The 23,631-nt window shown below is 36.9% G+C and carries 22 protein-coding genes; 11 read left to right on the top strand and 11 right to left on the bottom strand.

Annotated elements, in window-relative coordinates; all coding sequences use genetic code 11:
• The first annotated feature begins 286 nt into the window (after positions 1-286).
• Together AC25Y6_RS04885 and AC25Y6_RS04880 are read left to right on the top strand one after the other, a co-directional pair.
• On the top strand, positions 287-916 hold the full coding sequence (locus tag AC25Y6_RS04885) for a LysE family transporter (RefSeq protein WP_482100680.1): 630 nt from the start codon (positions 287-289) through the stop codon (positions 914-916).
• 157 nt (positions 917-1,073) lie between these two features.
• Positions 1,074-2,306, top strand: coding sequence for an MFS transporter (locus tag AC25Y6_RS04880; RefSeq protein WP_482100681.1), 1,233 nt, complete (start codon positions 1,074-1,076; stop codon positions 2,304-2,306).
• Between the two features lie 79 nt (positions 2,307-2,385).
• Here the strand turns inward: AC25Y6_RS04880 and AC25Y6_RS04875 are convergent, their stop codons facing one another.
• A complete protein-coding gene (locus AC25Y6_RS04875) occupies positions 2,386-2,661 on the bottom strand; it encodes a YqhV family protein (RefSeq protein WP_488142212.1) in 276 nt (91 codons plus the stop codon).
• Positions 2,662-2,884: 223 nt separating this feature from the next.
• Here AC25Y6_RS04875 and AC25Y6_RS04870 point away from each other — a divergent pair, with 223 nt between their 5' ends.
• Positions 2,885-3,511, top strand: a complete 627-nt coding sequence (locus tag AC25Y6_RS04870) for a LysE family transporter (RefSeq protein WP_488142211.1) — start codon at positions 2,885-2,887, stop codon at positions 3,509-3,511.
• Here AC25Y6_RS04870 and AC25Y6_RS04865 read toward each other — a convergent pair.
• Positions 3,496-4,848, bottom strand: coding sequence for an amino acid permease (locus tag AC25Y6_RS04865; protein WP_488142210.1), 1,353 nt, complete (start codon positions 4,846-4,848; stop codon positions 3,496-3,498). The genes AC25Y6_RS04870 and AC25Y6_RS04865 overlap by 16 nt on opposite strands.
• A gap of 274 nt (positions 4,849-5,122) precedes the next feature.
• Entirely contained in the window at positions 5,123-6,112 is a 990-nt protein-coding gene (locus tag AC25Y6_RS04860) for a YecA family protein (protein ID WP_482105204.1), read from the bottom strand.
• A 143-nt stretch (positions 6,113-6,255) separates the two neighbouring features.
• Here AC25Y6_RS04860 and AC25Y6_RS04855 point away from each other — a divergent pair, with 143 nt between their 5' ends.
• Both AC25Y6_RS04855 and AC25Y6_RS04850 read left to right on the top strand, forming a co-directional pair.
• Complete coding sequence (locus AC25Y6_RS04855; RefSeq protein ID WP_488142209.1) at positions 6,256-7,869, top strand: ABC1 kinase family protein; 1,614 nt, start codon at positions 6,256-6,258, stop codon at positions 7,867-7,869.
• Between the two features lie 275 nt (positions 7,870-8,144).
• Positions 8,145-8,504, top strand: a complete 360-nt coding sequence (locus AC25Y6_RS04850) for a hypothetical protein (protein WP_488142208.1) — start codon at positions 8,145-8,147, stop codon at positions 8,502-8,504.
• A gap of 119 nt (positions 8,505-8,623) precedes the next feature.
• Here AC25Y6_RS04850 and purU read toward each other — a convergent pair whose 3' ends face one another.
• Positions 8,624-9,532 carry a formyltetrahydrofolate deformylase gene (gene purU / locus AC25Y6_RS04845; RefSeq protein WP_488142207.1) on the bottom strand — a complete coding sequence of 303 codons (909 nt, stop codon included), beginning with the start codon at positions 9,530-9,532 and terminating at the stop codon, positions 8,624-8,626.
• 238 nt (positions 9,533-9,770) lie between these two features.
• On the opposite strand from purU, the gene AC25Y6_RS04840 reads away from it, so the two are divergent.
• Positions 9,771-9,923 carry a DUF1540 domain-containing protein gene (locus AC25Y6_RS04840; protein WP_482100689.1) on the top strand — a complete coding sequence of 51 codons (153 nt, stop codon included), beginning with the start codon at positions 9,771-9,773 and terminating at the stop codon, positions 9,921-9,923.
• Positions 9,924-10,083: 160 nt separating this feature from the next.
• Here the strand turns inward: AC25Y6_RS04840 and AC25Y6_RS04835 are convergent, their stop codons facing one another.
• A complete protein-coding gene (locus AC25Y6_RS04835; protein ID WP_482105208.1) occupies positions 10,084-10,569 on the bottom strand; it encodes a helical membrane plugin domain-containing protein in 486 nt (161 codons plus the stop codon).
• An 11-nt stretch (positions 10,570-10,580) separates the two neighbouring features.
• A complete protein-coding gene (fdhF, locus tag AC25Y6_RS04830) occupies positions 10,581-13,508 on the bottom strand; it encodes a formate dehydrogenase subunit alpha (protein WP_488142206.1) in 2,928 nt (975 codons plus the stop codon).
• Between the two features lie 261 nt (positions 13,509-13,769).
• Between fdhF and AC25Y6_RS04825 the strand changes: the two genes are divergently transcribed.
• From AC25Y6_RS04825 to AC25Y6_RS04815, 3 genes are all read left to right on the top strand, one after another.
• Positions 13,770-14,144 (top strand): Na-translocating system protein MpsC family protein, encoded by a 375-nt coding sequence (locus AC25Y6_RS04825; RefSeq protein ID WP_482105209.1) that lies wholly within the window; start codon positions 13,770-13,772, stop codon positions 14,142-14,144.
• Positions 14,131-14,919, top strand: coding sequence for a formate dehydrogenase accessory sulfurtransferase FdhD (gene fdhD / locus AC25Y6_RS04820; protein ID WP_488142205.1), 789 nt, complete (start codon positions 14,131-14,133; stop codon positions 14,917-14,919). The genes AC25Y6_RS04825 and fdhD overlap by 14 nt, the downstream gene beginning before the upstream one ends.
• Positions 14,920-15,047: 128 nt before the next feature.
• On the top strand, positions 15,048-15,866 hold the full coding sequence (locus tag AC25Y6_RS04815; protein WP_488142204.1) for a S1C family serine protease: 819 nt from the start codon (positions 15,048-15,050) through the stop codon (positions 15,864-15,866).
• An 87-nt stretch (positions 15,867-15,953) separates the two neighbouring features.
• Here the strand turns inward: AC25Y6_RS04815 and AC25Y6_RS04810 are convergent, their stop codons facing one another.
• The 3 genes from AC25Y6_RS04810 to AC25Y6_RS04800 form a co-directional block, all read right to left on the bottom strand.
• Positions 15,954-16,106: a YfhE family protein gene (locus tag AC25Y6_RS04810; protein WP_488142203.1), complete on the bottom strand. Its 153-nt coding sequence runs from the start codon at positions 16,104-16,106 to the stop codon at positions 15,954-15,956.
• A gap of 139 nt (positions 16,107-16,245) precedes the next feature.
• Positions 16,246-16,971 (bottom strand): hypothetical protein, encoded by a 726-nt coding sequence (locus AC25Y6_RS04805; protein ID WP_488142202.1) that lies wholly within the window; start codon positions 16,969-16,971, stop codon positions 16,246-16,248.
• Positions 16,961-18,301 (bottom strand): AAA family ATPase, encoded by a 1,341-nt coding sequence (locus tag AC25Y6_RS04800; RefSeq protein WP_488142201.1) that lies wholly within the window; start codon positions 18,299-18,301, stop codon positions 16,961-16,963. The genes AC25Y6_RS04805 and AC25Y6_RS04800 overlap by 11 nt, the downstream gene beginning before the upstream one ends.
• Before the next feature lie 178 nt (positions 18,302-18,479).
• Here AC25Y6_RS04800 and AC25Y6_RS04795 point away from each other — a divergent pair, with 178 nt between their 5' ends.
• Positions 18,480-18,899, top strand: coding sequence for a DUF4395 domain-containing protein (locus tag AC25Y6_RS04795; RefSeq protein ID WP_488142200.1), 420 nt, complete (start codon positions 18,480-18,482; stop codon positions 18,897-18,899).
• Positions 18,900-19,099: 200 nt separating this feature from the next.
• Positions 19,100-20,026: an MBL fold metallo-hydrolase gene (locus tag AC25Y6_RS04790; RefSeq protein WP_488142199.1), complete on the top strand. Its 927-nt coding sequence runs from the start codon at positions 19,100-19,102 to the stop codon at positions 20,024-20,026.
• Between the two features lie 279 nt (positions 20,027-20,305).
• On the opposite strand, the gene AC25Y6_RS04785 is transcribed toward AC25Y6_RS04790, so the two are convergent.
• Positions 20,306-21,736 (bottom strand): NAD-dependent succinate-semialdehyde dehydrogenase, encoded by a 1,431-nt coding sequence (locus tag AC25Y6_RS04785; protein WP_488142198.1) that lies wholly within the window; start codon positions 21,734-21,736, stop codon positions 20,306-20,308.
• A gap of 466 nt (positions 21,737-22,202) precedes the next feature.
• Entirely contained in the window at positions 22,203-23,285 is a 1,083-nt protein-coding gene (locus AC25Y6_RS04780) for a hypothetical protein (RefSeq protein WP_488142197.1), read from the bottom strand.
• Positions 23,286-23,631 lie beyond the last annotated feature (346 nt).

The raw sequence follows: 23,631 nt of genomic DNA, 5'->3' as shown, positions 1-23,631 counted from the left end.
ATACTGCCACAGTCTTGTCATATTGACAAGCTTGCTTACACATTTCTTCTCATAGCTTCACTCTACGACGATGACCCTTTTTTTTACAAAAAATCACTTAGCGAATCAGCTATTTAAAAAATCTTTAATCGGATATACGAAGCTATCGCAACTTAAGCTCATGTTAATAATCCAAAGGGATAAAATTCAACCACAAACATTACTTTAGAATTTCCCCTTTAAATAGTCCTATAAGTAATTGTCTTTGAATAAAATGCAAGGACATCATTTTATTGGAGGGCTATTCATGAATTCTATATTCACCTATATCTTTTTAGGCATATCTATGGCTGCACCAATTGGACCTGTTAAATCCGTCTTATTAAATACGGGTATTAAAAGTGGATTTTTTCATGCTTGGTTTTTTAGTCTGGGTGCTTTGACAACCGACATCATGTATATGTTCATAGTATATTTTGGAGTGGGTCAATTTATTGATTCACCTTTAATGAAAATAATTCTTTGGTCGTTCGGCTGTTTTGTACTTATGTATACGGGTATAGAAAATTTACTATCACTAAATAAAATTGAGATGAAATTAAGATTTGGAAAAAGAGTCAGACTTAGAAAATCAATACTATCAGGTTTCTTCATGTCGTTGTTGAATCCACTTACCATCCTCTTTTGGCTAGGAATCTATGGTTCTATCCTCGCGAAAACAGTTAGTGCTTCTACAGAATATCAAATTATTTTAAATAGCATTGCAATTTTGGTTGGTATTATGTTTGTGGATTTAATAATGTCCTTTTTATCTGGTGGCGCTCGTAAATTATTATCCACCAAGTTTTTGAAGATTGTTTCCATTATTTCATCCGTATCCATGATCGGATTCGGAATATACTTTGGTATTCAGGCTTTTCAAACGTTATTTTTATAAACCATCTTAAAATTTCATAAGAATCATTTCAAATTTTTACATAGTATCTTCCCTAGTTATTTGAATAGTTCAAAAGATAAATATTAAACGCATAAATTGCACAGGCAAGGAAACCATACCTTTACTAATCAAAATCAGGAATTATCGAGGTGTGGTAATGGACAAAAGTGCAGATAAAGTAAGTGTATGGTGCATTGTAAGCATGGCTTCAATTCCTCTCATCATGACGCTTGGGAATTCCATGCTTATTCCAGTGCTCCCGATACTGGAAGAAAAAGTTGGTATCACATCATTTCAATCAAGTATGATCATTACAAGCTACTCAGTTGCGGCAATTTTTCTAATACCAGTAGCCGGTTATTTATCAGACCGCTTTGGTAGGAAAATGGTGATTTTGCCGAGTTTAATCTTCGCTTTAATCGGTGGTCTGATTGCCGGATTCGCTTCATGGAAAATGAATGACCCATACACAATGATTATTGTGGGACGGATTCTGCAGGGAGTAGGAGCAGCTGGAGCCATGCCAATCGTTTTGCCACTCGTGGGTGACCTTTACCAGGATGATGATGAAAAAACGAGTTCTTGTTTAGGTATTATTGAAACGTCGAACACGTTTGGAAAAGTATTAAGTCCAATCTTAGGTTCAGTATTTGCTGCTATTTTATGGTTTCTTCCTTTCTTCTCCATCTCAGCACTTAGTTTAATTTCCTTTGCCCTCATCTTTTTCTTCGTTAAAGTCCCTAAAGAAAAAGATGAGCCAGTAAAGTTCAAGCAATTTTTAAGTAACACAAAAAAAGTATTCAAAGTGGAAGGTAAATGGTTGTATACTGTATTCCTTAATGGAGTCCTTGTAATGCTTATATTGTTCAGCATGTTATTTTTCTTATCAGAAAACCTTGAAAAAGTTCATGATATAAAGGGTATTAAAAAAGGATTCGTTTTGGCCATTCCACTTCTGCTACTTTGTATTGCCTCCTTTATTTCCGGTCGTAAAATTAAAGGTAATCTCAAGACGATAAAAAAAGTAATGATTATTTGCTTGATTGCGATGTCCGCCAGCGTCATATTCGTCGGGTTTACAAGCGAAAAACTTATCCTTCTGTTAATCGTAACAAGTATAGTTGGAATTGCGATTGGTGCATTATTACCTGCACTTGATGCGATTATTACAGAAAATATAAAAAAAGAGTTAAGAGGAACCGTTTCTTCTTTTTATAGTTCGGCAAGGTTTATCGGCGTAGCAGCAGGTCCACCTATTATGTCACTCGCTATGAAAAACTTTCTCAATGTCAGTTACATTACGGCAGGTGTATTAGGGATTATCCTTGTGTTCATTGTCTTTAAGTTCATCAAAGTCGAGGAAATTGAAAAATCAAATAAAACAACATAAAAATAAGGACCTAATAGCTATTATGGCTGATTGGGTCCTTTTATATTAAAGTATGTAAATAACATGTATTGCTGCATTCTCATTCAGATTTTAAACTAAAAATTATAAGAAATATTCCACAAAAAAGGCATACTATTCTCATCAATGACACTTTTTCAGCGAGACCAAGTAATGCAATTCCTGTCGTAACAATTAAAATTACGGGACCCACTAAGGCAAGTAGCGTATTGATATAAAAGGCTTTTTCTAAATCATTGAATTTAAACATTAACGCTGCAGCTGTTATCTCAATACTTCCTGAAATAACTCTTAAAGTAATGATAATAAAAAGTGCCTTTTCAATAAACGGAACCACACCCCCTGCTATTATTCATATCTACTATATGCAACAAATCCAATAACTATTTCATTCTTCAAACAAATACAAATCATATTTCTAAGGTAATATCTTATATAAATCAAGTCGAGGGTATGAAATAACCATTTTCCCTTCACTATAATTTCTCCTTTATAATAGTTGTACAGGTCACTCCTTTCGAATAGGATGCATAGACATCAATTTAAGGGAGGATTATTGCTTGAATTCAATAGCTGCCTATATCTTCTTAGGCGTATCTTTAGCTGCGCCTGTAGGACCTGTTAATGCGGCGCAGCTGGATACGGGGATAAAGAACGGATTTTTTCATGCTTGGATTTTTGGTATTGGAGCATTAGTTGCCGATGTCTTGTATATGATCATGGTTTACTTCGGCGTTGGTCAAATTATTGAATTCCCTCTCGTAAAGATCATTCTTTGGTCATTTGGTTGTTTTGTTCTTACATATACCGGAATTGAGAGTTTACTTTCACTGCATAAAATTGAGTTAGCTTTAAGATTTGGTAAAAAAACACGCCTCAGACGTTCCTTATTTTCAGGTTTCTTCATGTCACTTTTGAATCCCCTTACAATTTTATTTTGGCTAGGGATTTATGGTTCAGTCCTTGCCGAAACGGCCAAAAATTTCACAGGCAATCAAATACTTATCAATAGCATAGCCATCATAGTCGGTATCATTTTATGGGATACTATAATGGCAACTATCTCAAGTGGCGCCCGCAGATTTTTATCCACCAATCTTTTGAAAGTCATTTCCATCTTTTCGTCACTAGCTATGATTGGATTTGGAATTTACTTTGGTATTCAAGCTTATCATGCGCTATTTTGAGCTTCTTCTCTCTTCCATCTCTTTCGCAACAATAAGACAACTATTCCAATTACCGCGAGAAATCCTAAGCTTATAAAAAAGCCAGGCCGACTTGTTTGATGAAATAATGTTCCGCTTACAGCTCCAAAAACAAGAATCATTCCAATCACTCTTTTCACCTTATCTGCAGTAGTGGTCTCGATTAATCTGTGGTACATCGTTAAAATGAAAAACCAATTATAAAGGAGCATTAATGCTGCGGCAGTGGTTATATATTCATATACTTTATCAGGCAATAATAAAGATGTGACTATAGAAAGAACAAGACCGGTTGATGTTAAAGCAATTGCAAATAACGGCATTTTGAACTTCTTTTTTGTTTGTTTACTGAATATTTTAGGGGCATCCCCGTCTTCTGATATTGTCACAAGTATCGTGGTTACCGAAAAAAGAGACGCAGACATCGTTGAAAAACCGGCAATAATAATTGCTGCGGTAAACACATGCGGGAAAAATTCGATATTGCTAACTCCTGATAATGCTTCAACAAATGGGCTTTTGTTCTCCCTGAACTTATCGTATGGCAATAGTAATAGTGCTAAGGATAATGCGGTAACGTATATTACTCCAAGCAACCCCAACATCACTTTCCCTGATTTAGGAGCTTCTTCCTTATTTTTCAGATGAATTGCCATCACGCCCATTACTTCAATACCACCGTGAGCATAAAAGGCAAATAACAGTGCGCTCCAAAACCCTGTTAAACCGTTCGGAAAGAATTCATTTACTGTTTCTGGAATTCCTGCATTTTGGTCGCCTTCAATTGTCCCAGTCAGCGCTAAAATAGCGATCACGATAAACATAAAAATAGCGGCGATTTTCATTACAGCATATACGCTCTCTAATTTCCCAAACGCTTTTGCACCAATAAAGAGAACAATTAAACCGCAAACTGCATAAATCGATGCGAATATCCATAATTTTACGTTAGGGAACCAAAACCCAGACAAGATTGAAATCGCAGTAAGCTGACTGCCAATAATGAGTATTTCGGAACACCAGTAAACCCAGCCACTACAAAAACCTGCCCAACGTCCATATGCTTTTTTTGCATAGGTCCGAAAAGACCCCTTCTGTGGATCTTTTGCAGACATTTTCGCAAGCGCTTCAAATACAATATACGTTGCAGTTGCAGCCATTATAAAGGCTAGGATAACAGAAGGTCCCGTCATTTTAATCGCAAAACTTGAAGCTAGGAAAAACCCTGTACCAATAATGCAACCTACTCCAATTAGGGATAATTGCCACCATGTAAGGTTTGCCGCTTCATCCTTATCACCTGACGTTTTTTTACCCATTTCCACACCTCCATATAAAGATAGCTTCCCACAAGAAAGTCGATTTATGTGCTGGTGAAATGATGAAAAAACTTCTTATGAGACATTGGATTCAGCTTATAAAAATTTCAGCTCACACAGTTCCCCCGAAGAAACATCACTACTAAAAAAGCCCCGTGATACGATTGTTACTCGCATCATGGGGCCGATTTCTATTTCAGGATTTTAGAATCTCATTTCGATAAATTTATTATTTATGACGCTAGAGAATCTCTCCTCCAGCCTATCCTGTTGTTTATTTATTGCTTTGGTAATACTCGTTTAATTCATTGTAATACCTGTTCAATGAAGAAGTGGATACCTTAAACCATTCTGCAATCTGTTTTATATTCATGTCTAGAGGTTCAAAAAATGAATTCTCCTGACCAAATCTAATTGCTCCAGCTGCTATAGCTACTTCTTTACGTGCATTCGGCTGCTGCTCTACTAAGTAATCCTCTAGTAGATCCAATAATCTTTCGGATTCTCGTTCATTATTGTCTAAAAAATCAAGTACTACCTGGATGACACCTACTTCAAAATCGGTAAATTCACTTCCATCATATCCATCTTCACCAAGCAATTTCCAAAACGAAATTCCATTTTCCTTAAGAAAAGAGGAAATTGAATGTTCATGTTGCATCTCAAATTGCTGTACGAACTCGTCAAACACTTTATCATGGTCAGTCGGGAAAAATATCAAACTTGAAATCGCCAAATAGTGATTATCAATAGATGATTCGTCCGGCAGAATGAAACAGTATACATGTACATCCATGGGAACAGGTTTTTCACTTTCACGTCTTAAACGTATTGTTTCTTGTCCGAATATATTTTTTACGGATAAATAGTTTTCATCCACATTCACTACCTGACCAATAAATGCTCTGGGATTGGACCATGTTTCTATAACTTTAAGTACTGAGGGTCGGATAACTTTCTTCTGTAGTTTGCCTAGATAGCTTTCCCAAATATCAGGTTTTTCATGAAAAAAGAATTCATCCATTACAATCGCTTCAATCATTTCTACCGCTATATATTGCTGAAGTGGTTCACTCCACTTTTTCACGAGACTCAAAAATTGATTCAAGTCTTTCTTTTCAGGGTATTCTTCATAAAAAGCTTGCAAAATCATTTCTAATTCGCTCGATTGCGCTTCTTTTACTGAAAAATCTTTATTCGATTCACAACACTTTTTATACTTCTTTCCACTGCCACACGGGCATGGGTCATTACGTCCAATCAAAAAAAACACGTCCTTTTATTAAATAAGAATACATTTAAGTCTAACATGTCTATTCCAGAATAATAAGTACCTCTTTTAAGTCTACCATTTTGAACGATAAAAGCTTAACTGTCTATAATGGAATACATCGGGAGGCAAATTATATGAATCATTTAGCATTTTACCGGATTTTCCGAATTGTTTGGATGTCCGTGAAATTCTTCACCCAAATCATGGCTTTTCAAAGTAGATATAGGGGCCGCTTTACGCCTTCAGTTAATAAAAAGTGGGAAATTCTTGTAACGAAACAAGCGAAAGAATATAAGGAAATCGCGTTAGAGCTAGGCGGTTTAATGATTAAAATGGGTCAATTCTTGTCAACACGGGCTGACATTATGCCTCAATCGTTTATTGCAGAATTGGAAGGTTTAACAGATCATGTGACACCAGTTCCTAAAGAAAAAGCGATTAGACTCCTAGAGGATGAATGGGGTACGAGCTTCGATGGGTATCTCGAAACCCTTTCTGATGGACCTATTGCTTCGGCCTCTATAGGCGAAGTATACAAGGCCACATTAAAAGATGGAACTGCCGTTGCCGTAAAAATTCAAAGACCAAATATCGAACGAATTCTACGAGTCGATTTTCGTGCTATGAGAATTGTTATTTGGTTAATAAAAAGGTTCACTTCATTCAGTAAACAAATAGATTTCAACTTATTGTATGGAGAAATGGTTGATACAATTGGCGCAGAGTTGAATTTTTTGCAGGAGATGAAAAACGGACGAAGCTTTTCAGAACGCTTTACGAGTATGCCGGGTGTTCGTTTTCCCGTCTACTATGATGAATTCTCCACGCGTCGCGTTCTTGTTATGGAATGGATTGAAGGGGCTCGCATTACAGATATTGCTTTTCTTGAGCAGAATGACATCAATCTCCGTGAACTTTCGGAACGACTTGTCCGATTGTTTCTAGAGCAAATACTTGAAGGTGGTCAATTCCATGCTGACCCACATGGCGGTAATATTTTAGTTCAGCAGGATGGCACGCTCTTTTTAATCGATTTTGGGATGATAGTAAACATTACTCCTGTCGAGGCCCGTTCGATATTAGAAATAGTTGAAGGGATTATTTTCAAACAGTATGATCAAGTATTGGATGGATTGGAAGCTTTGAAATTCTTGTTACCAAATGCGGATCGAAGCATATTGGCAGAGGCAATTGAAAGTGTTGTAAACGCCTATGAATCGAATGACTTAAATGAAATGAATAGTTTTTTGATTGACCGTTTACTCGATGATTTAAAAGAAATAATCCGTACACAACCGGTACAGCTTCCGTCAGAGTTCGCTTTTTTAGGGCGAGCTGTCTCAATTTTCATAGGTGTTCTTCATGTCTTGGATCCACAGGTTGATTTACTTGCAATTGGAAGACCGCGAATAGTGGAGTGGGCGAAGAAACAAACAATCGGAGACGGTTCATATTCAAAAGATGATGCAAAACGTATTGCACTCAAACTCATTGGACCTTTGAGAACACTCCCAAATAAATTAAATACGTTCCTCGATGAACCGACACGCATGCGCGAATACATGCAAACGCGGGATTCCAGGAGAGAGATTGAGCGCACCCGTTTACAAACACGTATGTTTGCGGGAATCATTGCAGTATTGTCCCTTACAACTGTCTTTTTCAGCGTCTGGGACGAACAAATGCCTCTACTTGCAACATCAGGATTTTTCTTCGTCTGTGCCGGCTGGGTGTTTAGACGTTCTTAATAAATAGACAAAAAACCGTCTGATTTAATTTAATGACGGTTTTTATGTATTAAATTATTAAGATTTCACTGCATACAGTTTTCGTTCCCATTCATTACGGGCCAATATCGGGAAATGTCAATTTCCTATCGCTTATAACATACCTGGCTGGCCTTAAAAAACCAGAATTATTGGAGAATTGAAACGCAGGTAAACATACATAAAATGATTGACGTTCCTAATTTTCTTTACTCACATATACTAAGACGAAGCTAACTTAAAGGAGGAACTCAATATTGAATGAGAATCAAATTCCCGAGCCATTAAATCCGAATAATACAGAACTCCCTTTTGGACAGCCACATTACCCGAAAAGCGATGAACACATTCAAGATACAAAAAAAGGTTCAGCACCTACTAATCCCCCACCATCAACGATGCCTCAGCATAAAGGTGGAGTACTTACAGTGGACCCAGGCGCACTGCGCGGCTGCTTATATCGCGATACCTTTATAAAACTCAAAAACCGCAGTTCATTTTGGTATCATCCAACATACATCGATTATTTAGCAACAACTGGATATAAGTGGAATGGATTTTCCTGGATTCCTTGGGGTACAGATTTAGACCAAATCGTTACTTTCCAATGCACATAAGTTACATTAGTTAAACAACAAAACGACCAGTTTCTAATTGGACACGAAGTTAACTATTATCGTGTTTAAATTTGAAACTGGTCTATTTAATTTTGGGGATAAGGAGCTGCAATCACTTTTTAATGAAATACTATTGTTTTGTTACCTTCTACAATAATTCGATTTTCAAGATGCCACTTTACAGCTTTCGCAAGAACACGACGCTCAATCCGACTACCTATTTTCTTCAAATCAATGATGCTATCACGGTGGTCTACCCGTTCAATGTCTTGTTCAATTATGGGACCTTCGTCAAGATCATTCGTTACATAGTGGGATGTCGCCCCAATTAGTTTCACACCACGATCGTATGCACGCTCATATGGACGTGCACCAATAAATGCAGGAAGGAAAGAATGATGAATATTAATAATCTGATTCTCAAAACGGCTGACGAAATCAGTCGTAAGAATTTGCATATAACGAGCAAGTATCAATAAATCAACATCATACTCTTCCATTAGGCGAATCTGTTCTTGTTCAACTTCTTTTCGAATGTCTTTGTTTGCGGGAATATATTTAAATGGTATACCTAATGACTCAACGATTCCACGCGCATGCTCATGGTTACTAATAACAACAACTATGTCTGTATTTAGGTCGCCATTTTGCCATTCCCATAAAAGCTCCATTAAACAGTGAGTCTCTTTTGAAACAAAGATAGCTGTCCGTTTGCGTTCATTCCCATATACAAAATGGTAGTTCATAGAATAATTAGCTGCCACCGATTCAAAATTCTTTTCCATTTCTAATGACTTATTAACCAGACTTTCACAATAAAACTCAATCCGGATGAAAAAAGTACCATTTTCTGGGTCATTTGAATATTGATTCAATTCGATAATATTGGAATCGTGATTATGTATAAACGTCGACAACATTGAGACAATTCCCGGTTTCTCCGGACATTTCACCAACAGGATGCCTCTATTCTCTGATTGTTTTCCCTGACTTTTAAGTTGTAATTTTGATTTTTTATCAATAGACATTTATGAACAACTCCTATGGTTAATTTCGCTTTGTGTATATTATGCTTCATACATAACTTCTAAGCAATGATTTTTATTTAACTTACGATAAGTTCTGCTTTAAATCCATATCTGTGCTCATTCAGAAATCTGTAATTGCGACATTTTCAGAAAATAAATTATTAAAAAAGAGTACAGTTTTTAAAAGGTATCGTTCCTATCAATTCTGTTCATCATAACAAAAAGGAGGTGTGTTACGATGTCACAAGAAATTTTGTGCGAAGTGAATAACTGTAAATATTGGGGTTCAGGAAACAAATGTAGAGCTAATTCAATTTATGTTGTCAGTCAAAAGGGTAAACAAGCTTCAAGCAGTGAAGAAACGGATTGTAAAACTTTCGTACCAAAGTAAATTAAGCGGATCTTTTTGATTACTAACTAGTATCAACACTTATCTTCATTTAATAACAAGATTATATCTCCAAAAACTCCTTCCTCGACGTGTCGTCGTTTGGAAGGAGCTATTTTTATGCAAATGACACTAATAATTAATCGTATTATAAACATGTAGCTTAATCGTCACCGGCTAATTCCTTCCCCATTCCTTTCATAAAATCTAAACCAAATTTAACAGCTCGGTTAATGTCAGCATCGTTTAAAGCCGTCATTATCTGGAAAATAGTCACCTTCTGTTCGTTGTCTTTATAAAGTTCCGCTTCATGCAGACCACTTTTAATACTAACTCCCAGCTTTGCGGTAAGTTCAGGGTCAATTGATGAAATCACCGATATTGCATTAAGCATATGATTAATGAGATTAGTCACTGGTTCCTTCGACACTTGGTCTACCGCAATTTTAGCAATATCATCTTTCGCTTTCACCATTGCCTTCACGGCATCAAAAACTCCTGCATTGTCCAATTCACCGGTAATTTCAAGTATTTTATTGAGAGCTTGATCCTGTTGGATGATCAATGATTGCAGTTCATCTAATTTCTTCTTTTTGTTTTCTTCTAGTGGTAGTTCTTCTATACGAATAGAAGTAATGGGTACTGCCATTAAACATCACCTCACTCTTTATCAGTTAATTGAACATATCCTGGACGCGCCCATTTACGCTCCACTTCTACACCATTTTGTGGATGACGACTTTTATTACGGTGATTCGACTTAGGCAATGGGTTTTCACCGCCTCTTTGAAGTAATTCCATTCGTACCTTCGTTTGTTTATAAGCAGGTGTATTTGTACGCTGATCGACAGCGGGACCAGTTAGGAAGTTAATGGCTGAATCTTTTTCAACCGAGTTCATCGGTAAGAATAATTCATTGTTCTTGACGCGGTCCGTCACGAGAGCCGGCAACTTCAATGCTCCATATGGAGAAACTAGACGGACGAGAGAACCACTTAACACGCCGCGTTCTTTCGCAAGTTCTGGTGAAATTTCAACGAAAACCTCGGGCAATTTCTCTTGTATTCCATCTGATTTATTTGTCATATTACCTTCGTGAAAATGTTCAAGTAAACGTCCGTTGTTAATGTGAAGATCATATTCCTCTGGAAACTCTACAGGTTCAACCCAGTCTGACAAAGCAAAACGTGCTTTTTTATCCGGGAAGTTAAAACCATCCACGTATAGGAGTGGTGTGCTAGCACCGTCAAAACTGCCCCATAAAAAGCTATCCCAGCCTTCCATCACACTAAAATCTGCTTGAGAGAATAATGGTGAGAGACTTGCCATTTCCGCAAAAATCTCGCTAGGATGACTGTAGTTCCATTTTGCACCTAGTCGATTAGCGATTTCTTGAACAATCCACCAGTCCGCTCGCGCTTCGCCAAGTTCTGGTAGTGCTTTGTATAAACGTTGTACGCGTCTCTCTGTATTTGTAAATGTACCGTCTTTTTCAAGTGATGGTACCGCCGGTAAAATGACATCTGCATATTGTGCTGTTCTCGAGAAAAAGATATCCTGAACCACAAGAAAGTCGAGTTTAGACAAGACGTCATGTACGTAGTTCGCATTAGAATCGACAAGCGCCATATCTTCACCTACAATATACATCGCTTTCATAATTCCGTCATCAACGGAATGTAGCATCTGAATATTATCGAGCCCGGGCTTACTATCTATTTTAACGCCGTAAGCCTTCTCAAATTTCTGACGCGCTGTATCATCAGTAACGTGTTGATACCCTGGAAGCCATCCTGGTAGTGATCCCATATCACATGCACCCTGTACATTATTATGCCCCCGAAGAGGATATGCTCCTGCTCCGGATCGACGGTAGTTACCAGTCGCAAGCAACAAATTGGATATGGCAGCTGAAGTGTCTGATCCACCAGTATTTTGTGTCACTCCCATTCCCCAAAGAATACAAGTACCGTCAGCATCACGAATCATTTCAGCTGTTTGAATGAGCATGTCTTTCGACACGCCAGTAATTTTTTCGGCATAGTCAAGTGTATATTTTTCTAATACTTCTTTGAATTCTTCCATGTAATGGACATTTTCATCAATAAACGACTGGTCATGCCATCCATTATCGATCATGTATTTTGTAACTGCCATTAGCCACACCTGGTCTGTCCCCTGCTTCGGGCTAATGAAAATATCCGAGCGTTCCGCCATTTCGTGTTTTCGTAAATCAGCAACAATTAGTTTTTGCCCATGTAATTTATGAGCTCGCTTTACACGTGTGGCAAGTACAGGATGTCCTTCAGCTGGGTTAGCCCCAACAATAATCACTAGACCTGCATTAGCAATATCTTTAATTGTTCCAGCGTCCCCTCCCATGCCAACTGTACGGAACAAGCCGTCCGTTGCTGGGGATTGGCAATAACGTGAACAGTTGTCGACGTTATTCGTTTCAAAAACTTGACGAGCAAGCTTTTGAATCACATAGTTCTCCTCATTCGTAATCTTCGACGAAGAAATAATTCCAACAGCGTCTTTTCCATACTCATTTTTGATTGTTCCTAGTCTCCGTGCAACCAGGTTCAGTGCCTCTTCCCAAGTAGCTTCAACAAAAGAATCATCTTTACGGATAAGTGGCTTCGTAATGCGTTTGTCGCTATTAACGAAATCCCATCCAAATTTCCCTTTAACACATGTAGAAATCGCATTGGCCGGTGCATCTGAAACCGGCTGGATTTTTAAAATTTCCCGGTCTTTTGTCCACACTTCAAATGAGCACCCAACACCGCAAAATGTACAAACTGTTTTCGTTTTTTTCGTTCTTGTATCGCGCATCGCTGCTTCTGCATCCGAGATTGCCATAATTCCGCTATACCCTGGCTCAACATCTTTAACTAGTTCAATCATCGGCGTTAGAAGCTCCTCTTTCAGCCCAGTCATGAAACCAGCTTCGCCAAGCATTGAGGTTTCCATTAGCGCATTACAAGGGCATACGGTAACACAGTGGCCACAACCAACGCAGGATGAGTCGTTGATTTTTGCTCCCCCATCCCACAGGACTATTGGACGGTCCCTCTCCCAATCAATCGACAAGGTTTCATTTACCTGCAAGTTTTGGCATACCTCCACACACTGACCACAAGCAATGCATTGATTCGGATCGTATCGGTAAAACGGATGCGTAAAATCAACACTATCTTGTGTGCACTTTGGTTCATAAGGATACTTTTGGTGTTCGACCTCCATCATATCCACTGTATTATGTATTTTACAGTTGCCATTGTTGTTATCACATACTGTACAATACAGCAGATGGTTTTCGAGAATCCGATCCATCGCCTCGGTCTGGGCTTCTTTAGCTCGAGTCGAAGAAAGCGCAATGTTCATTCCAGAAACTGCTTTTGTTGAACAAGCACGCACAAGAAGACCATCCACTTCCAAGATACACGTATCGCACGTCTCAATTGGGTCTACTTCTGGTAAGTAACATATTTGCGGATGAGAAATTTGATAATGATTGATTACCTCAAGAATTGTCTTGCCTTCCACGAAGTCATATTCGGAACCGTTAATCTTAATTGGCATATTGGCGCCTCCTATTTTATCAATAAAAAACCACCATGAAAAAATACACTAACTTGACAAGTGCACTTTCATAGTGGAATAGTCTTCTAACAGGACATGTTAAATTACCAATCCATTTTTTTCATAACGTTCAATAACGTCACAGCAGTTAATACTGTACCGCCCTCTTTAATACTAGTATATTTGAACATGTAAGAATAATCAATCAATACTTTTTCTATTAATATATTTTACTTTTACTTACAAAGGAGGAATAAATAAATGTCGAAAAAGATACATCAATTTAACGATATCATCAGAAAACTCAGAAAGGATTTGTTTGGTAAAGGTCCTGAAAGAATCCATACGGTTTTTGTCGATAATATGATAATTTCCACACTTTATGGGAATTTGACACCGACCGAAAATTTTATTGCTGGTACACAGGAAGGAAAAGAAATGGTCCATACCGCAAGGACCCGAATGATCCAGGAAGTTTATCAAAAATCACCACCTGAAGGCATGGAAGAGCTCGTCGGTGCTAAGTTTGTCCACCTATTCTCGGACATCAAATTTGAAGATGACATTGCTGTATCCGTATTCCTTTTCGACCGAAATATTGGCCATGAGGGAGGGAAGATAGTTGAAACTAGATAAGAAACGGACTGTTTCTCGTTATTCAAACGAACAATTTTCTAAACAAGAAGACTTAGTTGTAGTCGAACATCCAGTCACCATCAAAATCAACGATCGAGAATTTGCCACAATCGTTTGCTCACCTGAGTACATCGAAGATATGGCTGTTGGGTTTTTGGTCTCTGAAGGCGTCATTCCTAAGTATGATGATATCAAAGAAATTTGGGTGCAGGAAGAGTTGGGCGTCGTTCATATCAAAACTGTCAAAATGTATCCCTTTTACGAAAAACTACTGAACAAGCGCTACATCAACTCTTGTTGCGGTATGAGTAGACAAGGATTTGTGTTCGCCAACGATGCATTGACAGCAAAAAAGATGACAGAAATCCATGTTAACCTAACACCCGCAGATTGTTTCTTCTTGATGGAGGAGATGGATAGAACTGCAGACCTCTTCCACCAAACGGGCGGCGTCCATAATGCTGCTTTGTGTGAACCAAGCGGTATTGTTTTATCAAGGATGGATATTGGTAGACATAATGCATTGGATAAAATATATGGGCATTGTTTGAAAAATAATATTCCAGTACGCGACAAAGTTATTGTGTTTAGCGGTCGAATTTCATCTGAGATTTTATTGAAAGTAGCAAAAATCGGCTGTGAAATTGTACTTTCAAAATCAGCACCTACCGAACTTGCGCTTGAACTGGCGGAAGAACTTGGCATTACCATTATCGGCTTTGTTCGACAAAACTCCTTCAACCTGTATACTCATCCAGAGAGAATCATTAATTGACGACGTTTCAATAACGCTTTTTTGAAAACGAAGAAAAATGATATTGAAATAGAGTTTTTCCATATGATAATCCCAGTTCATGCATATGTGTATAATGACTATAATGATAATGGTTAGGGTGTGAACTTGTGGACTTAAATGATAGCCATAAGAGTGATTTGAAAGATAAAGACATTTTGGAAGAAATAGATGATGAAGAATTACAAGTACTCGTTTTAGAAGCACAACGTGAAGCCCTTATAAGAGCGACAAAAGAGAAAGAGAACCACAAAATTAAACGCCCCTTTCCAAAATGGCTTTTCTGGCTCATCTCAATCGTGTTGTTCTTCAATACCTTTGGAATGATTTTTCAAATCTATTCGATTCCTGCTATTGACTTTTTAATAACATCCTCAAAATTATCCCAACAAGATAATATCACGGAATATAAAAAGTCTGTTGTTGTTATTAAGACAGAAGACAGCAAAGGCACCGGCTTTTCAATATCAAATGATGGAATAATCCTTACAAATTACCATGTTGTCGAAGGAAATGATTCTGTAACGGTTCTATTTCCAAATGAGGGCCGTTTCAATGCTGAAGTCATACATACATATCCATCCGTCGATCTCGCTGTAGTAAAAGTGAAAGGTAGTAATTTCCCATTTCTACAACTCGCCGAAAAAACGGAGTTTGGAGATGACGAATCCGTTTACTTCATTGGAAATCCTTTAAGCTTTACTGGCATTGCAAACCAAGGAAAGATTATTGATTATCTAAAACTACCAGATTGGGATGTACCTGTCGTTATGATGAAGGCCCCTGTCTATCGTGGGAACAGCGGCAGTCCGGTTATTAATCGTAATGGTAAAGTGATTGGCATCGTATTCGCTACATCGAATGATGATACATATGGAAATGTAGGTCTACTTGTACCAATCGATGAGTATTATCGTCAACAGAAATAGCTTTATCAATTCAAAAAACGATTGCAGTTATATTGCAATCGTTTTTTGATCCTCTATAAACTATATCAATTTTCTCCCTGACAATAATTAGCCTTTTTTATTCTCTTTATCCTTGTTTTCTCCATTTTTAATAGCTTTATCTGCTTTTTTAAATTCTTCATGATACACCACTTCTTGCATCGAACTCAAACCATTGTTTTTAGTCGTCATCTGTTCATGCTGAGGTTTTTTCTCGCTCAAAATTAGACTCTCCTTTCTAAAATCGCATAGTGATACATCAGTATTGCCATACTACACATCTTTTATACGCTAATGTTCATGATTATGGACACTAATTATGAGCATTTCCAGCAGATTACTCGCACGACTTTCAATAACCTCAAAGTTGTTCAGATTGTAATTTTATGAATTCAAATAACAAAGGCACATTACTGTATTTTTGCAGTGATGCTGTATCCACAGTTACTCTTTTCCAGCTTTCCGAATAAGGATCGATTCCTTTCAATTCTGGCATTGAATCCTGCAGAAATTCTTCAATCGGAATCTCAAGCTGTTCAATAAAACGTTCAACTTCAGGAAATTTCCCGCCTTTTTCCGGATTCAGATTTTCAAATAAAACATGCTCTAAATTTCTTGAAAAATAGTACATCCGATAATTGATTTCTCCAGAAAGTATTTTAACTGTTGATTTCATCTCATTGATATTTCTGCTTCTTTCCACATTCCTAACTGCTATTTGCTGTTTCTGCTTATCATGGGGCACAGTAATTCGATCTGTATGATAAACTGTTAGTTCTTTTTGTGTTTCATCTATAATAATAGCCTCTTCTGGAATAAAACAACCATCCATATCAGTAATATGCACAACACAAAATATATCATCGATTCGAAATTTACTTTTTATCATAAACTCTTTCACAGCATTATCAATTACATACGTGATTGGTTCTTTCGGCTTGTCTAAATCATATAAAATATCACCACGCTGTATATGGAATCGTATATTATGCTGCTCAAAGAGACTGCGCAACCGATTATATAGTAAAACCTCTTCACAACTTCCTTCGACAATTAATATTACAACTTTCTTTTTACTATTCGTCATGTACTTTTCCTGCTTTTCGGAATGCTGTTTTAATATCGAACAAACTTGTTTCTTCATATATTGCTTCTTCCTGTCCTCCTAGTTGTACAGCACGTAAATAGACATCCCTCGCATTGCTCAACTCTTTAACGCCTTTTAGTTGATGGTACCTGTCTTCTTCGTTTAGTGTCGTAAACCATAAGTTTCGAATGGGGAGAACTTCTAATATACGCAAATTATGTGAAGTGAAAATAAGTTGTCCTTGTGCATTTTCATTCAATACCTCCAATATTTCACCAAGTAGATACTCAAAAATCCCCGCATCCAACTCATCAATCACTACGCAAGCGTTTGGTCTATTGTAAACGGCTATTAATGTACTTAAAATAGAGATGATTTTCAAAGTACCTTCAGACTCGCTTCGTAGCGGTAGTTCAATCTCCCCTTTTCTCGCAAGAAACTCAAAGCGAATCCCTTCATTGCCATCACTTAACTTCTGTTTATTGATTTGTCTAACTATTATTCGAAGACCTGGAATTATTGTCTGTAAAACAATATTCGTTTGGGTAACCACTTGATCTATTGTTTCAAATAAATCGATTGGCAACACCATTGTGTCTGTCATCTCATATGGTATATGACCACGCTTTTTTTCAAGGTGAACACTAAATGGCATGACAAGATTAGCGATTAACAAACCATATTGAATCGTATCAATTACATGTAGATCTTGATTAAAGTTGAAGGATAGACTTTTTATAATTTCAATTTCATGGTCACCAAGGGCGTTGCTAAACACCTCTTTCAATTCGTCCCTAAAAACTAGGGAAGTTGCGTTACTAGCAGCCATCCGATTGGCAACAATAACGGAGACTCTTTCCGATTCATTCATTTCATGAATTTTTCTATTTCCAATGACGATATTGTTTTCTTTCTTTGAAATCAAAAGTTCGAATGGATCTTCTTCTTTGTTTTTTCGGTATACCAATTCTTCTTCAAGCACCTGATATTTTGTTTTTCCTGCAGATAAGGAAACGGAATAATTAACGTAAAATTCACCAAAACTGTTTTCCACAATAAATCGAAAAACCAAACGAATTGTCTTTTCTCCAAAATAGAGCAAGTTAAATGTTAATTTAGGAAGTGATGCATCGTGCCGGGCTGATAACAACGTTTTTAATAGGTTGAAAGCTTCTACCGCAGCTGTTTTTCCAGAACCATTTTGACCATAAAATCCTATGACATCAGCTTTTTCCAAAGTATCGAAAGTTGAATTTGTATGAAATTCACCTTTCTTCACATTTTTTAGATTGTATATTTCTACATTGGTTATCCTGACTATAGTTGTCATGGAAATCCCCCTATGCTTAATACTTCAAGTTCTTTTTTAATTATCAATATGTCCTTTCCGACTCTGAATTATGCATAGTAACTCACAATTTCACATGCTGATTAGTTGCTTGAACGTTTTACAATTTGATTGACTAGATATATATTTATATAAATCCAATAAGAATAGTAGGTTTAAAATGAAAACAATTCCGAAGCCTTTAGTTATGGTAAATCAATGGACAATTGTATTGGCGGTAATTATTGCACTTTTGACACAGTCAGCTTGGATACTACTTATCCCTTTAATCGCGAACCTATCAAGTTTATTGACAGGCTTCCATCCTATTTTGGTAATTGTTAAACGATTTCTCACCAAACCCGCAAATCACTACGTTCAAGAAGACTATGCTCAATTAAGGTTTAACCAATGGCTGGCTGTCGGATTCCTACTAATAGCAAGTGTTTGTTCACTATTAAAGTGGTCCTTGTTATTTAATATTGCTACAGTCATGGTTGGTCTGGCCGCACTTATTGCATTACTAGGGTTCTGTATCGGTTGTTTTATACGTTTTCAATACCAACAATGGAGTTATCGCAGAACAAACTTTAAGCATTAATAAATACTACAAAAAGCGATTAGTCATTTTGATATCTGACTGATCGCTTTTTTATATTGTCCATTTATGATTTCACTATTTTCCTCTTACAGAAAATGTATAAAATTTCCCATGTGACTTTAACTTGGTAGTACGGTAAATATTAGTTATAGTTATGTATAACAAAATTACCCATTTCCAAACCGAAGAGGTGGTTTACATTGAAAAAGAGACGCTATGAAAACATAAATATCACTGCAACAGCATCGTTCAAAGAATTAATTCGGTGGAGAAAAGAAAGATTATCAAAAAAGAAGGATTTATCATATAGAATTCCAGTGGCAAAGGATATTGATGAAACTTTTCTCCAAACAAATCGGTCAATTCCCACGATTACCTGGATTGGACATTCTACATTTCTGATTCAGTTGAATGGTCTCAATATCCTCACAGATCCGTTATGGGCGAACAGGCTTGGATCCGAGAAGCGTCTCATGCCTCCAGGAATAGCAATCAAAGATTTACCACCAATCGACTATGTACTGATCTCACATAGCCATTACGATCATCTCCATTACACTTCGATTAAAAAATTACCGGGCAATCCGAAATTTCTAGTACCAGAAGGATTGAAAAAAGGTTTCATACGTAAAGGTTTTAAACAAATCATTGAATTTAATTGGTGGGATGAAAAACAGCTAGATGACCTAACATTCGTTTTTGTACCTGCACAGCACTGGACAAAAAGGACACTTACAGATACAAATACCTCACATTGGGGTGGTTGGATCATACAAGAAACTAGCTATACACTTTACTTTGTAGGGGATAGCGGTTATTTCAAAGGTTTTCAAGATATTGGGGATAAGTACGAAATTGATTATTGTCTCATGCCAATTGGTGCATACGAACCTGAATGGTTCATGGGTATGCAGCATGTCAACCCAGAAGAAGCTGTAAAGGCATTCTTAGATACCCAGTCAAATGTCATGATTCCTATGCATTACGGTGCTTTTCGTTTAGCTGATGACACACCAAAAGAAGCCCTTGATCGCTTACTAAATGAATGGAAGAAAAATGCTTTGGATGAACAACGGTTATATGTTTTGAAAATCGGGGAAACATTAAAACTCATAGAAAGTGAGTAGTTATAATAAATAGGCTTATTGTGGGCAACTAGTGATATTCAAAATTAGAGTTAATCAAGAGACAAGAGCATTAACAGTGCAGCTCTATGGTTCATCCTATTTAATGTTACAAGAAGGTTATGGTCATTTAGTAAATATTCTTTGGTGAACCTATCTGAGTCCAAATTATTTTAATAAGAAAAAAATCAGCCATTTTAATAATTGGCTGATTTTCATGTTTAATAGATGTATATGTGACGTGTATTTAAAAATCTTTATATAAATAATACTTACCTAGAATTAATCCATCCCAATCGATACGTACTGCGTCTCCAAAAACGCTTCCAGACCTTCATGACCGCCTTCGCGACCAATTCCACTCTCTTTCATTCCCCCAAATGGAACTTGAGCAGCAGAAGGAGTACCATCATTCCAGCCTACAATTCCAAAATTCAGTTGTTCAATTAAAAGCGTGCCTTTAGATACACTTTCAGTGAAGACATAGGCTGCTAAACCATAATTTGTATCATTCGCTAATTGGATAGCCTCTTTTATAGTCTCGAATTTCTGAACAGGTGCTACAGGCCCAAACGTTTCCTCTTGCATAATAACCATGGATGGATTAACCCCACTTAGCACAGTAGGTGTATAAAAAGTTCCACCTTCATCTGTTAACGCACTTCCGCCAGTTAATAGAGAAGCACCTTTTGAGAGAGCATCGGCTACTTGATTTGATACTTTGTCCACACTACTCTGATTTATCAATGGTCCTATATCTGTTTCCTCATTGATGCCATCGCCTATAGTTAATTTATTTACTGCATCCGTAAATTTCTCCAAAAATGTATCATAAATACCCGATTGCACATATATTCGATTTCCACAAACACAAGTCTGACCTGCATTTCTAAATTTAGATGCAATTACACCTTTTACGGCTTTTTCTAAATTCGCATCATCCAAAATAATGATTGGTGCGTGTCCTCCGAGTTCCATCGATAGGCGTTTGACTTGATCCGCACTTTGTTGAATTAGCAATTTACCTACTTCCGTAGATCCAGTGAACGTTACCTTCCGTACTTTGTCATTTTCCATTATCGCTTTTCCTATTTTAGATGAAGACCCTGTTACTAGGTTAACTACACCCTTCGGAAACCCAGCTTCTTCACATAACTCAATAAGTTTAACCGCTGTCAAGGGGCTTTCACCAGAAGGTTTTATTACAATTGTACAGCCAGCCGCTAAAGCAGGTCCCATTTTACGGGTTAACATGGCTGCTGGGAAATTCCACGGCGTGATTGCCGCAACAACTCCGACAGGTTTTTTCCATACCTGCATACGTTTATTAGCAATATGGGAAGGGACTGTCTCTCCGTATATCCGTTTACCTTCTTCCGCATACCATTCAATATATGTAGCGGCTGAAGCAGCCTCTCCTCTGGATTCATTAATCGGCTTGCCCATTTCCATCGTCATCACTTGTGCCAATTCTTCTTGATTTATTAATATAAGGTCATTCAATTTCTTTAAATACTTGGCTCTTTCGTACGCAGTCGTTTGGGACCAAGTTTGAAAGGCTTCATGTGCGCTATCTATTGCCTGATTCGTTTCAATTTCTCCCCCAACTGGGACTGAACCGACAACTTGGCCATTCGCTGGATTCTTAACTTCTAGCTTCTCAAGATCTTCCCCAACCCATTCTCCGTTAATATACATTAGATAGTTTTTCATTTTTCACACACTCCTAAGTTTAATTATTGATTGTAAGACGCTTCCAAAAATAATTCTTCCGACACTATCAAATTCAGCCATGCTCCTTATTCTTACGGGCACAGAATTCACAGGTCTACATTTTGACATAGATACTTCCGACTTTGTTGTCATAGCCAACTACGTTTCGTTTTTTCTACAAGGATTCCTAATGAAGTATCAGAAAACTGTCTACCATACTGTAATAATACAGGAAAGAATTTCATTTGAAAGAACTTCCACTTAGAAGTTCTTTCAAATGATTTGTGGATTTCCATCTATGTACATTTTTTGTAAAATAAAAATGCCAGTAAAATTATTCAATGACAAATTGAATAATTTCACTGGCTATTAACTACTATTCAAGGAAATTCATTTTACCTGTTTATCACAAAAGCATATCGATATTTATATACCGATTTGATACTTTCAATCTACACACCTTTTTTCAGCGCTTCACTTTATCATCTGCAATAACTTGTAAAGCACGAAATGGGATACTTTCATTAATTGTATAATAAGGCTCTAAAATAGAGTAATACAGCTGCCACTGGCTATCTACATCATCATATTTACCACTCTGCTCCAGGTCTAGGATAGTTGCATAAATCTGCTTTAGCTTAGAAAAGTCTACATCCGATACTTCGAAATCATTGTAAGACATTTGTTCTTCAAATGTCGGCATTGGGTATGCGGCACGGTAATATGGACGCATCGCTAAGTCAAAGGCTTCCCATTTAGCCATCGATAATTGTTCATCTTCATCTATATTTGCCTGACGAGCATCTTCATATAAGTTCTTTATCACTTGATAATCTTCAATCGGAATAATCATATCCATGCTTGCAATATATTCATCAAATGTTGGCTCCACATAATAGTTGCCGACAATTTCAAATAGTTTATTCAACTTACTACTTGATTCTTCTTCTTGACCACTTTTTGCAAGCGTAATCCATTGATTATAAAGCTCTTCCATTTGTATCAAGTCGTCACTTGAAAAAGAATATTCAAACATACTGATATAAATATCAAAAGGTTCCGGCTCCCAGTTCTTCAGATAGTATGGGTTTGTTATTTCATTGATTTTACCCCAGACCTTCCCAGACTCTTCCCATAACTCATCTTTTTCCAAAACCATGACTCTATTATAAAGTTTTTCTAACTTCTTGATTTCATCTTCAGTTACTCCTTCGGGTAATGTTTTCACAAAATAGTTGAAGTCATATAATTCCGAAAAGCTAGAAAGTATTTCTCCTTCGATTTGCACAGTGGAACCGATAGAAACATTCATCTTTTGAATTTGTTCTTCTTCAAAATTATAGAGTCCTACATGGTAACGTTTACCGTCATCTCCTTTAACTATAATTTCATTACCCCAATTTTCTAATACAGTGCCTTTAATAATTTGTCCAACTTTAATTTGCGATTCAATTTGTTCGGCTGCCATTGATGTAAAAGATGGTGTAAACAATCCAATCCCAATTACTATCGCAACTGAAGCAATTAACAATCTTTTCTTTTCTCTCATAGTTTACCCCTCTTTTCTAAAATGATTGTGTCCATATTAGACGTTTGATAGCCTCAAATAGTTACAATATACTGAAGATTTTTTATTATCACTTTTAAATTTCAGCATTTATCAACTATGTATATTGAACAATTGAATAACCGAATTATAATCGCCTAATTTGTAAAGACAAAACGGTAGAAGGAAATATATAAGCTTCCTTATAAAGTCATTGAACTATTTAGTATATGCGCTGATATACGAAAAGATGCAAACTATTTTTGATAAAGTTGCCGCAGTAAATATCATTTAAATCAAAAACAAAAAACCTTGATCACTTTTACAGTGAGCAAGGCTACTTTATACA

This window comes from Sporosarcina sp. Y1004 (assembly GCF_057669665.1).
The sequence above is the reverse complement of the archived record's forward strand: the minus strand, read 5'-3'. Positions and strand labels throughout refer to the sequence as shown.